Here is an 11,505-nt window from a genome sequence, read left to right as displayed (position 1 = left end):
AGCTGAACCTTGAGAAGTCAGCAGAGGTCATAGTACCTATCAAAACCTAGGATAGATAGGGAAGGACCGAACATTAGGGAGGTAAGTAGCATTGAAAGATTCGAGAGGTATGCAAAGACCACAGAAAACTTCATATGAAGGCTCTCCGACTGAAGTAGGACTGGAAGTCCAAGATAGGAAGGAAGCGTGTAGTATACCTTCGGCATCATCAATAGCGAAAGCCAGAGTTCAAGTAAGTTGAACTTAACCTAATGAACCGCCGTATACCGAACGGTACGTACGGTGGTGTGAGAGGTCGGTAGATGAATTAATCATCTACCCCCTACTCGATTATATATGTATTTTAGTTTATTAAAATAGCAGATTCAATATTAAGAAAACTCTTTATTTATTTTCTTCGATTCTTTCTACTGCTCTTCTTATTGATGAATAGCTTATATTATATAATTCGGTATCGGAAAGAAAACCTTGTATATAGTCATAAATCTCCCTTGAATCAGAGGTATTAAGATAATCCATTAGCTTAGATATTTTTTTAATGACTTTGTCAGTCAAAACTCTTTTTTTTCTAGTATGGGTAAAGAATGTTATTTCATCAATATATTTCTCCCAATTATTTTTAATATACTCTTCAAATGTATTTTCATTACATATTCCTTGTGAAATAAGGATTTCTTTTAATTTAGAAATATTTTCATTCATAATTTTAACGTATTTTGTAACAGAACTTCTATGAATTTTAAGAGTTGAAGATGTCTTTCTATAAGAAAGACCATCAAGATACCAACATTTAAAAATTGATATTAATTGTTCTTTAGTAAGCAATGGCACTCCTCCTTTAACTATAAGTATACCATAGTGGTACAAAATTAATGGAAGTTAAAAAATAGATACTATTGTATGACTTTTGAATATGTATGGACATCCTAGCCGAAAAGTGCATGTACGAAAAAGGACAAGGAAATCGAGACTTGACTTGTTGTTATAGTTACATGGGATGCGAGTTAATAAATAGAAAAACAATTAAGGTATAAGGGCTTTATAGCTGATGATAACTACGTTTCATCAATTAATAACGAATTTTTCTGTTTAATATGAGCATGTTATGGTGGTACAAAATTAATGAAAAAAGTTTTTGGGAAAGAACAATATATTATAAAACGGTAAAAAAAGTCTTATAGAAGTCCTAGACGAAAGGAGGGAGAAAAAATTAAAGCTAGGGAATCAAAGTTCAGATTACCGTTATATAAAAATTAATATTTAAAATAAAGGAGGAGGTTTAATATGATTAAAAAAAGACTAGAAAAGCAACTGAAAAGCGAAAATACAAAGGAGGTGGTTCAACAGAATCATATAGAAGACTTCAAAGATAATTGCGAAGAGATTTTAAATAATGTAACGAATAAAACAACTTCTATTCTTGACAAATTTGAGAATTGTAAGAGCTTTGGTAAAAGTAGAGATATTGGCAAAGGTGCAGCAGCTATGTCGGTGGTAAACAGTAAAAATGGTATGAGAGTTACTCTTGGAGCAGAAGTGTATAGGAGAATTAATTCTCCAGATAAAATTCAAATTGCATTTTCTATTGATGAAATAGCAGTATTTGAAAGCTTACCAGAGAACGAAAACTACTTTAAACCTAGAATTACAGGAAAAAGTAAGAAAGTTATAATTTATTCAGCAGATTTAGTAAGGGAAATTACGGACAAATATGGGCTAGAGTTTAACAATAAAGTTTCTTATTCTTTCTATGATGTTAGATATGTAACAGAAAATGACATTACAATCGCATTAATAAAAGTAAAAAAATAAGCTACTTTAAAAACATAAGTAGCTTCAAGATAGAATACTCCATTAGGAGCAGTAGTTAAATATCCCATATATATTATACCATAACTAACTGCTCCTGATGAAAAAATAAAGGGAGGAAGAGAAATGTGTAAAGTTAAAAAAGGCATATCTAAATTTTTTGAAGAACTAGTGGATAAAGAATACTATACAAGAATTAAAATATTCACCAATAAAAGAGTAAATGTAAGAACAGTTCAAGATATAACTAGAGCTTTAAGTAGAGTAAGTGAAATAGAGAATATAGAATTAAGAAATAAAAAATACATTTCAATAACTTGTAAATTAAACGAGTGGACTCCAAATTATTATAGAAAGATTCAAAAGAATTTTAGAGATAGAGTAAAGAATATGGTAATAAAACTAATAGAAAGAACAAAATTAGATAGTTACAGTTTAAGTATCTATAGATGTGAATTAGACAGTAATGAAGTTACAGATGAATTCCATATAGATGTATCAAAAGAGCAAAGGATATAATTGGAAAACATCACATAAAATTATACAACCAAAGAGGGGGATAGATTTAATGAGTATGAATGAGTTGATTATTAAAAAAGCTAAACATTACGCACAAGATTTAGAACTTCCAGTAATCCCTATATGTTCCCCTGAACATTGGTATGTAACTGAAAGACATGAAAAAGGCTGTAATAATCCTGGGAAAACACCGTTAATTAAAAATTGGACTACATGGAATAAAACCACAGAATCAGATATAGAAAAGTGGCAAAAAAGATTTAAAACCTTTAATATAGGTATACCTTTGGGAGAAGCATCTGGATTAATCAGGGTAGACATAGACGGTGGCGAAGATGGAATGAAGCTACTTGAGCAGATAACAGGAGGAGAAGATTTACCAAGTACATGGGAATTCGAAACTCCTAGCGGTGGATTAGGTATGTTATATACTATACCAAAAGAATTGTTAGGGAAAGTAAAAGTAGAGAAATATTATATAAGAGACAAAGATAAAGAGCATATCGAATGTGCTTTGCTAGGGGAAGGACAGCAGACTGTTCTTCCTCCATCAAAACACAAAAATGGAGGAGAATATAAATGGCTGGAAGGACATTCTCCAGATGAAATTGATATTAAAGAAGCTCCAGAATGTTTAATAAGACATATGATAAAAAAGCAAAAGCAGGCATCAAACATAATTTACGGTGAAACAAAGAAAAAAGCAGAAGAAGTTTTACAAAACTTAAGCAATAAATGTGCAAAATTTAGAGAAATACTATATGAACAAAAATATGGGTTGCTTGATGAAGAAAGTTGGTTCAGATGGGTTTGTGTACTAGTAAATATAGGAGAATATAAAACAGCTATGTATTTCTCTACACTTTCTAGTAAGCATAATGAAAGAAGTGAGACAAGGATACAAGAAAAGATTAAAGAAGTAGAGAATAGACCAATAGGACCAACTAGATGTATCAATCTTGGTTGTGGAGAAAACGAGATATTTAGCTGTTTTGGCAAATTTAACATAAATGAAGAAAATGAGATAATAAATTCTCCTGCTGCTTTTCTAGCAAACAAAGGTGACAATGTAAAAGAAAAGGTAGAAAAGGCAAAAAAACAGTTAAAGGAAATGCTCATAAAGCTTACCGAAGATAAGTATGCTTTTGCAGAAAATGAAAGTATGGCAAATATTATTCTGTTATATGAAGAAGAACAAGCAGAAGCTATGAGAATAATAGAAAAGATTTCAAAAATATCTGGAATAAAGAAAAGCGATATAAAGCAAGAATTAAAGAGGTTTTACAAAAAACAGATAGAAGCACAAGAAAAAGCAATAACAAAAGCTAAAGAGAAATTAACGAAAATAGGATTTATATTCGATAAGAAAGGAAATTTCAAAAAGATAAATGGAAATATTTTTGCAAAGCATATAAATGAGCAGTTAGACCTTTTAATTTTCAATGAAGATACATTCTATGAGTATAAAGATAATGTTTGGAAGGAAATAAGATATTTAGCATTATCAAGAAAAATTAGAGATTTGCTACACAAATACGTTGATAACATTTGGAGTTTGGAATTAGAAAAAGAATATTTGGAAGCTCTAAAAAGAGAAGTTGACTATGTAAATGAAATGAATACACATAGAGAATATATAAACTTGAAAAATGGACTATTGAATCTGCATACGTTCAAATTAGAAAAACATAGAAAAGATATATATTCAAGCATTCAAATACCTATAAATTATAATCAATCAGCAGATTGTCCTCGATTTAAAGCATATCTCAAAGATATATTTAACGGGGATAATGAAAGGATAATGCTAGTACAAGAAATACTGGGCTATTGCTTAACAGCAGAAACAAAAGCACAAAAAGGCTTCATCTTTCTAGGAGAAGGTTCAAACGGAAAGTCTGTACTTTGTGATTTAATGTATCATCTTTACGGAAAAGAAAATATAAGTAGTGTATCAATGAAAGATTTAAGCAATTCATTTGCAAGATATAACTTGATTAATAAGACAGTTAATATATCTACTGAAAACGAGATAGACTCCAAAGGTCTAGATACTCAATATCTAAAAGCTATTACTACAGGGGATATAATTTTCGCAGAAGAAAAATATAGACAAGGGATAAGTTTCAGACCATTTTGTAAGCTCATATTTGCTCTTAACAAATTACCGTACAGTAAAGATAAATCTTACGGATTCATAAGAAGACTGATAATACTTTTATTTGATGCAAAATATGAATTGGAATTAAGTGAACGAGATAAGAAAAATCCTAAAATAAAAAAGGCAGACCCCAATTTGCTAGATAAGCTTTTAGAAGAACTTGATGGGATACTTAACTTTGCTCTTGAAGGATTAAAAAGATTAAGAAAGAACAATTATAGATTTACACAATCTAAAGTATCAAAACAAGTATTGGAGGAATATAAGGAAGAAATAAATGTTGTACTACAGTTCATTAGAGAAAATATTGGAGTAGCTTCAGGTAGAAAAAAAGAAAGAATTGTCAGAGGTGAGATAAGAAAAAGATTTGATGAGTGGTGTGAAGATAACAGACATAAGGGTGCTATAGACATGAACAATAGAAAGTTTTGGACTGAATTCAGAAAGGCTCTTGACAGCGAAAAAATATTTTACAGTGAAGGAAAAAGTAGTGGCAGGGACTATTTCTATGGTATACGACTACTACCTAAAAAAACTAGTGAGTTAGAAGGATACTTGGATGAACAATTTGAAAAACCAAAAACACCTATAAAAGAGATAAAAGAACCTTCTAAAATAGCAGAATTTTTTGCTGAAGATGAAGAGAGTGAAGAAATAGAAGAAAAGGCAGAAGATAATTCTCAAGTTAAAGCATCATAGGGGGTACATTCCAGTGGCGAAAGTGGTGGTGGAGGCAGAAGATTTCCTTTGGGCGACATTGTTGGTGCGAAAGGGACAAGTTGTTTTTGGTGGGAAAATTTTTACACCACCACCCCCACCCCTGCCACTACAGAAGGCGAAAACGAGCAAAATCAACGACAGCAGGCAGTGGTGGAAGAAAGACCAAGTGCCACTTTTTTCCCACTGATGCATCACTTTGGACAGAGCGACTTCGAAAGAAGTATAAACAATGAACTTTTCAATTGTTACTACATGAAATAAATAAAAATTAAAACATATATTATATTTTAGATAATCAGGAGGGGATTTACATGAGCAATAATATCTGTTATGAAATTTTTCCTGAATATCCAGAAGTATTAAATGCGAGAATGATAGCAGAAATATTGGATTTAGGATATGCAAAAGCATTAAAACTTATAAAGTATGGGGGGATGAATTATATAAGAATAGGTAATGTTTATAGAATTCCTAAAAGAAACTTCATTGAATGGCTTTATAGTGATAAAAGCAAAATTATTAATTTAGATGATTAGTCAGTATATATATAGGTACAAGGGTTAAAATCCTTGTGCCTATACAAGTAAAGAAAGTTATTTTAATAGTAAATGAAGGAAGGAGGATAAAATAGCTAGTGGACATATAAGAAAAAGAAAACTAAAAAATGGAGGTGTATCATGGCAGATAGTAATAGAAAGTGGAGTAGATTCAAATGGAAATAGAAAGAGAATTTACAAAACAGTTAAAGGAACTAAAAAAGAAGCACAGAAAGTATTGACAAAGATGTTAAACGAAATAGACAATGGAAAGTATATAGAACCTGTTAAAACAACATTAGGAGAATACCTTACTGAATGGATGCAAACATACATTGAACCAAATCTTTCTCCAACAATAATAGTAGGATATAAAGCAAATATTTTTGGACATGTAATTCCAAACCTAGGAGAGATACCTATTCAAAAATTAAATGCTATGGATATTCAAAAATTCTACAATAAATTAGTAACAGAAAAACATCCGAGAACTAAAAAACCTTTATCAGCCAGAACAATAGAACACATACATGCAAACTTAAAATCAGCTTTAAAACAAGCAGTCAAATTAGGGATAATTGATAAAAACCCAGCAGAAGCTGTTACAATACCTAGAGCAAAAGAATATAAAGCACAAGTATATACAGAAGAAGAAGTAAGAAAACTGTTAATGTATATAAAGGGGACTAGATTGGAAGTACCAGTAGCATTAGGAGTTGGATTAGGATTAAGACGTGGCGAAGTTTTAGGACTAAAATGGGCGGCAATAGATTTTAAACAGAAGAAACTTAAAGTAGAAACAAGTTTAGTGTATGTAAATAAAGAATTTATATTTAAGCCGCCTAAAAGTTCTGCTGGAGAAAGGACATTGATAGTACCAGATTCAATAATTGAACTATTAAAAGAACATAAAAAAAGACAAAATAAACTTAGATTGGCTTTAGGTAGTGAATACCAGAATTATGATTTGGTGTGCTGTGAGCCAGATGGAAGACCGATTATACCAACCAGTTTTTCCAAAAGATTTTCAACGTTTTTAAAAGAACATGAACTTAAACAAATCAGATTTCACGATTTAAGACATACAAATGCTTCATTACTGCTAAAGTATGGGATAGCTGCAAAGGTCGCTTCAACAAGACTGGGACATTCATCAATAGGAATTACATTAGACTTGTACTCTCACATATACAATGAAGTAGAGATTGAAGCAGCCAACAAAATAGAAAGAGGAATATTTAGCAATAACGTTAGCTAGCCACTTGGAAAGTTGAATTTAAGTGGCTAGCTTTTTTCTTTTATAACGAATATTTCATATAGACTATTTTCAATAAACTTTAATTAGTATTAATTAGTTTTTTCTATTTCGGCGGCAAATCGTCGGCAAAAACATGCAAGATGCACCTTGACAGAAAAAAATAATCTGCTATAATGAAGTAGTGTCAAGGAAAAGATACTACTTGGGGGTAGATGGCGGCTGGTGTCGCCTCTGGTCTTCAAAACCAGTACGGGGCGTTAGGAGCGTCCTGGGTGGGTTCGATTCCCACATATCCCCGCCATATTTGGAAAATATATGCGGCGTTGAAGTCGCTTTTTTATTTTTTGTGTTTTTTGTTATATTCTTTGAATTTAATTTTGTGATTGGTATAATTATAGTAGTGGGGAATTGAAAACTTAAATACAAATTGCTTATTGAAAGGGGATTTCCTATGAGTTCAGGAAAAAATATAATGGTTTGTGTTACACAACAGAAAACTTGTGAGAGACTAATCATGGAAGGATATAATGCTGTAAAAAGCGATGATGATAAATTATTTGTAATACATGTAGTTAATGAAAAAGATAAGTTTTTAAATAATTCAAGTGATGGAGAGGCATTAGAGTATTTATTTAATGTTTCCAAAAAAGTAGGTGCAGATTTGACCGTTTTAAGATCAAAAGATGTAGTAAAAGCCATGGCTGATTTTGCTAAAAAACATAACATTACTAACATTATTATGGGTACTTCACCAGATAGTGATGATTTAAAAGATCATAAAATAGCAATGGAATTAAAGTATATGTTGCCATTCGTTGACTTTGCTATTATTTAAGTGGAAAATGGAGGGGCATTATGTCTTTTTTAAAAAGAGCGTCTATAGCTATAAAATATTTATTAGATAGCAATGTTCCATTTTCAAAAAAGATATGGATTATATTAGGGCTTATATATCTAATTAGTCCAATCGATTTATTACCAGAACCTATATTAGGATTTGGCATTATTGATGATATAGTTTTAATATTATATATATTAGCTAAATTAGCTGACGATTTAGATGAATATGCGAATAAAGATAATAAAGTGATAGAAGATGTCGAATATGAGGTTAAAGATGAAAAAGAATAAATATATTCGTATTTAATGTCTAAAAACTGTGACAATTCGTATAAAAAATGGTAAAATAGACATATAATCAATCGAAAGGGAGATTATATGTCTGGTAAAATATTTGAGAATCTTACTGCTATAGATGTATATATTGAGAATAAACACCAAAAAGTTATAAAATGTAAAGGTAAAGTTTCTGGTGATGAATATCTAGTAAATATTTTATTTGATAAGGATTTGTTTAAAAAAGAAGAATTAATGGTACTAAAAGAAGAATTTGATTTAGTAGATAAAATCGAGGAAACTGAAAAAGCTATCTATATAATTACTAGATATAATGAATATGAAGATATTTATGAACATGTCAAAAAAATGAAAATTACCATTAGTAATCAAATAAATTATTCAACTTTGATTTTAGAAAAAATAAATAAGATTAAGAATTTACCATTAGAAATTGTGTCGTCCATTATACAAAGTAATAATATCAAAATAGATAAAAATAACGGATTAATTTTTACAGGGTTAATAGTTTTATCTGATGACAAATCAGTATCATACGCTCAAGTTTTGAAAGATATTGCCAATTTATTACATATAATTTTTGCTGGAGATGAAGTTCGTGATGATAAGATATCTAGAGAAATACCGCCGGATATCCAGAAAATAATTGTGAAATGTTTAGAAGAAAGGTATACTAATTTTGATGAAATATTAAAGGATTTGAAATCATCTAAAATATATAGACTGATAAATCCAGAAAAAGAAGAAGGAAAAAAGATTCATTCTGTTAGAACAAATTTAAAAAAGAGAAAAGTAAAATTTAAGATTAAGAAAAGTGCTATTGTTTTAGGCATAATTGCACTTGTATTATTGCCATTTGTAGCTATTTCAATAAGTAAAATGATAAAGCTAAATAGGGAAATAGAAGTTCCAACAAATAAAGAAATTACTATAGATGAATTAGAAGATAAGAGCGAGACACAAAAGAGAGATATATCTAAACAACATGATATTATGGATGAAGATAAAGAAAATAGTGATATTTGTGATGATGAAGAGCTTTTAAGTTATTTTGATAAGGATATGATTGAATCATTAGGAGAAACAAATATAGCAAGTATTTCTGAAGAAAAATCTTTTAAAGGCAGTTATTCTCTTAAGATAAACAATTCTAGTGGCAAAAATAATGAGTTTTTAATAGGATTAGTTGATTTGAATAGTCAAAAATTTGATTATCTTAAAAATAGGAATGTAGATATCTCTATGTGGGTAAATTCAAATCAAACACAAGATGCAGTTATAACTTTAAAATTAATAAGTAAAGATAAAACTATCAGCAAGGTTAGCAAAAAAATATATGTTATTAAAGATAATTGGACTTTATATAATTTAAATATAAATACAAATGCAGGAGACTATATAAAGATTTATATTACACCTGAAAAGATAAGTGATATATGGATAGATTCGTTTTCGATAGAAGTATTAAAGTAGGGCTTACTGCCCTACTTATGTATTTATTTAAGTTTGTTTGCTAAATCGCGTTCTGCTTGTTCTATCATTCTTCTAACCATGTATCCTCCAACATATCCTGCATATTTACCGCCATTTTTTAAAACTTCTCTTATAATGGGATCTATATCTTCTCTTTCATGTATTTTATCAAGGCCTAGCTCACTTGCAATTTCTAATTTTAATTCCATTAAAGCTTGTCGCGCTTCGGGGGCAGGTCTATTTTTTCTTGCCATTTTAACAACTCCTTTCATCTTTTATTTATATTTTTCCTAATATTTATTTAATTAAAGCATGATAAAATTACCAAATTATAAATAGGATATTATAAAAAAGAGACATGCACAAAAAAATTGTGTTGAAATATATTATAAATTAGATAAGATTAAAACGAAAATGAATATCAATTGAAAAGGAGGAATAATATGAAGGGTAAAATCAAAAGAGTATTTCCAGGTGGCAATACTTCGAAAGGATTTTATTCATACTATGACTATATAATAGAAGATGATGCAAACCGTATTTTTGTTGTAAAAGGCGGCCCGGGAGTAGGTAAATCTTCTATGATGAAGCGAGTAGCTCAAGATTTATTAGAACTAGGCTATGATATTGAATATCATCATTGTTCATCTGATAATAATTCGATTGATGGGATTGTTATTCCAGAGTTAAACGTGGCGATGATTGATGGTACAGCACCACATATAGTTGATCCTAAAAACCCTGGAGCAGTAGATGAAATAATACATTTGGGAGACTATTGGAATGTAGATAAGATGGAAAGAAATAAAGAGAATGTATTAAAAACTAATAAAGAAGTAGGCAGATTATTTAGAACTGCATACAAATATTTAGAAGCGGCGAAACCTATATATGAGGATATAGTTGATAAAAATAGTGAAGCAATGGATTTTGGAAAGGTAAATATAGAAACTCAAAAATTGATTGAAGAAATACTGGAAGATATTAATATAAGTGAAGAACCGGGGAAAGATAGACATTTATTTGGTAGTGCATATACTCCAAAAGGATGGGTGGAATTTACAGATACTATTTTGCAAGATGCAGAGAGGATATATTACATTAAAGGTGATATTGGTACCGGTAAGAGTACATTATTAGAGAGAGTATATAAAGAAGCACAAAGGCGAGGACTGGATGTTGAAGTATATCATACACCGCTTATACCAGAAAAAATAGAAACAGTATTTATCAAAGGTATAAATGTTGGATTAACAATTAGCGAAATGTTTAAAGATGATAATAAAAAAGTTATAGATTTAAATAGATTTTTAAATATGGAGGTAATCGAAAAATATCAGAGTGAACTCGAATATGATAAGGAAATAATGAACAATTTAATAGAAAATGCAATAAAGACTATTAAAAAAGCTAAAGAAACACATGATTTACTAGAAACAAATTATGTACCAAATATGAACTTTGATGAGGTAGAGAGAGCAAGAAAAGAGATAGTAAGAAGAATATTAAGATATAAAAATAGAATAAGATAGATTTTAAATAGGTGGCAAGCTGCCACCTGCTTTTTGTGTGCCGGGCATGCGTAACAACTAGGTGGTGAAAGTCCACTGTGGGGGTTGACCGTGCCAACCACTAGCTAAAGGCAAGGGTGTCCATCGTGAGGTGGAATCTGAAGGAAGCCGGAGGCAAAATCCTGGTCCGAGGTACACGAACCACATTCGAGGCTGTATAAATCGGGTGAGTTTGCAAAACAAAACAAAGCCCAAAACGGTCCGAAGGTTTATGCAGTAAATGTGGCGGATATATGGGAGGAAAGTGGTTACGCTTACCCCGGGAGGTCTCAAGGGTACGTCATTTAGATGAATTTCAAAATGACAACCTATGCAGTGATG

Annotated in this window: 13 protein-coding genes and 1 tRNA gene; 12 read left to right on the top strand and 2 right to left on the bottom strand. The window is 30.5% G+C overall.

Features of this window, described 5'->3' with window-relative positions; all coding sequences use genetic code 11:
- The first annotated feature begins 91 nt into the window (after window positions 1-91).
- Window positions 92-241 carry a hypothetical protein gene (locus BUB51_RS13175; protein WP_159430396.1) on the top strand — a complete coding sequence of 50 codons (150 nt, stop codon included), beginning with the start codon at window positions 92-94 and terminating at the stop codon, window positions 239-241.
- 143 nt (window positions 242-384) lie between these two features.
- Here the strand turns inward: BUB51_RS13175 and BUB51_RS10285 are convergent, their stop codons facing one another.
- On the bottom strand, window positions 385-825 hold the full coding sequence (locus BUB51_RS10285) for a hypothetical protein (protein WP_073197574.1): 441 nt from the start codon (window positions 823-825) through the stop codon (window positions 385-387).
- Between the two features lie 459 nt (window positions 826-1,284).
- On the opposite strand from BUB51_RS10285, the gene BUB51_RS10280 reads away from it, so the two are divergent.
- The 10 genes from BUB51_RS10280 (at window position 1,285) to BUB51_RS10235 (ending at window position 9,613) form a co-directional block, all read left to right on the top strand.
- Entirely contained in the window at window positions 1,285-1,812 is a 528-nt protein-coding gene (locus BUB51_RS10280) for a hypothetical protein (protein WP_073197571.1), read from the top strand.
- Window positions 1,813-1,935: 123 nt separating this feature from the next.
- A complete protein-coding gene (locus BUB51_RS10275) occupies window positions 1,936-2,328 on the top strand; it encodes a hypothetical protein (RefSeq protein ID WP_073197569.1) in 393 nt (130 codons plus the stop codon).
- A 49-nt stretch (window positions 2,329-2,377) separates the two neighbouring features.
- A complete protein-coding gene (locus BUB51_RS10270) occupies window positions 2,378-5,188 on the top strand; it encodes a phage/plasmid primase, P4 family (protein WP_073197567.1) in 2,811 nt (936 codons plus the stop codon).
- Between the two features lie 48 nt (window positions 5,189-5,236).
- On the top strand, window positions 5,237-5,470 hold the full coding sequence (locus BUB51_RS10265; RefSeq protein WP_143153610.1) for a hypothetical protein: 234 nt from the start codon (window positions 5,237-5,239) through the stop codon (window positions 5,468-5,470).
- 50 nt (window positions 5,471-5,520) lie between these two features.
- On the top strand, window positions 5,521-5,745 hold the full coding sequence (locus BUB51_RS10260; RefSeq protein WP_073197563.1) for a helix-turn-helix domain-containing protein: 225 nt from the start codon (window positions 5,521-5,523) through the stop codon (window positions 5,743-5,745).
- Between the two features lie 91 nt (window positions 5,746-5,836).
- The gene (locus BUB51_RS10255) at window positions 5,837-7,003 is read left to right on the top strand and encodes a tyrosine-type recombinase/integrase (RefSeq protein ID WP_073197561.1); all 1,167 of its coding nucleotides are present in this window, start codon (window positions 5,837-5,839) and stop codon (window positions 7,001-7,003) included.
- 204 nt (window positions 7,004-7,207) lie between these two features.
- Window positions 7,208-7,304 (top strand) — tRNA-Sec (locus BUB51_RS10250).
- A 150-nt stretch (window positions 7,305-7,454) separates the two neighbouring features.
- A complete protein-coding gene (locus BUB51_RS10245; RefSeq protein ID WP_073197559.1) occupies window positions 7,455-7,838 on the top strand; it encodes a universal stress protein in 384 nt (127 codons plus the stop codon).
- Between the two features lie 20 nt (window positions 7,839-7,858).
- A complete protein-coding gene (locus BUB51_RS10240) occupies window positions 7,859-8,134 on the top strand; it encodes a YkvA family protein (RefSeq protein ID WP_052045319.1) in 276 nt (91 codons plus the stop codon).
- An 87-nt stretch (window positions 8,135-8,221) separates the two neighbouring features.
- On the top strand, window positions 8,222-9,613 hold the full coding sequence (locus BUB51_RS10235) for a hypothetical protein (RefSeq protein WP_073197558.1): 1,392 nt from the start codon (window positions 8,222-8,224) through the stop codon (window positions 9,611-9,613).
- 23 nt (window positions 9,614-9,636) lie between these two features.
- Here BUB51_RS10235 and BUB51_RS10230 read toward each other — a convergent pair whose 3' ends face one another.
- The gene (locus BUB51_RS10230; protein ID WP_073197556.1) at window positions 9,637-9,867 is read right to left on the bottom strand and encodes an alpha/beta-type small acid-soluble spore protein; all 231 of its coding nucleotides are present in this window, start codon (window positions 9,865-9,867) and stop codon (window positions 9,637-9,639) included.
- 189 nt (window positions 9,868-10,056) lie between these two features.
- On the opposite strand from BUB51_RS10230, the gene BUB51_RS10225 reads away from it, so the two are divergent.
- Entirely contained in the window at window positions 10,057-11,145 is a 1,089-nt protein-coding gene (locus BUB51_RS10225; protein ID WP_073197554.1) for a PRK06851 family protein, read from the top strand.
- The last annotated feature ends 360 nt before the right edge of the window (window positions 11,146-11,505 follow it).

Origin of the sequence: Caloranaerobacter azorensis DSM 13643 (assembly GCF_900129995.1) — a bacterium.
Classification (GTDB): domain Bacteria; phylum Bacillota; class Clostridia; order Tissierellales; family Thermohalobacteraceae; genus Caloranaerobacter; species Caloranaerobacter azorensis.
This window is presented reverse-complemented; position numbering and strand designations above follow the sequence as displayed.

What these genes read in the sequence shown, in the direction of transcription:
- BUB51_RS10280 (WP_073197571.1), top strand. Translation starts at nt 1,285, where the DNA reads ATGATTAAAAAAAGACTAGAAAAGCAACTGAAAAGCGAAAATACAAAG.
- BUB51_RS10275 (WP_073197569.1), top strand. Translation starts at nt 1,936, where the DNA reads ATGTGTAAAGTTAAAAAAGGCATATCTAAATTTTTTGAAGAACTAGTG.
- BUB51_RS10270 (WP_073197567.1), top strand. Translation starts at nt 2,378, where the DNA reads ATGAGTATGAATGAGTTGATTATTAAAAAAGCTAAACATTACGCACAA.
- BUB51_RS10260 (WP_073197563.1), top strand. Translation starts at nt 5,521, where the DNA reads ATGAGCAATAATATCTGTTATGAAATTTTTCCTGAATATCCAGAAGTA.
- BUB51_RS10245 (WP_073197559.1), top strand. Translation starts at nt 7,455, where the DNA reads ATGAGTTCAGGAAAAAATATAATGGTTTGTGTTACACAACAGAAAACT.
- BUB51_RS10240 (WP_052045319.1), top strand. Translation starts at nt 7,859, where the DNA reads ATGTCTTTTTTAAAAAGAGCGTCTATAGCTATAAAATATTTATTAGAT.
- BUB51_RS10235 (WP_073197558.1), top strand. Translation starts at nt 8,222, where the DNA reads ATGTCTGGTAAAATATTTGAGAATCTTACTGCTATAGATGTATATATT.
- BUB51_RS10230 (WP_073197556.1), bottom strand. Translation starts at nt 9,867, where the DNA reads ATGGCAAGAAAAAATAGACCTGCCCCCGAAGCGCGACAAGCTTTAATG.
- BUB51_RS10225 (WP_073197554.1), top strand. Translation starts at nt 10,057, where the DNA reads ATGAAGGGTAAAATCAAAAGAGTATTTCCAGGTGGCAATACTTCGAAA.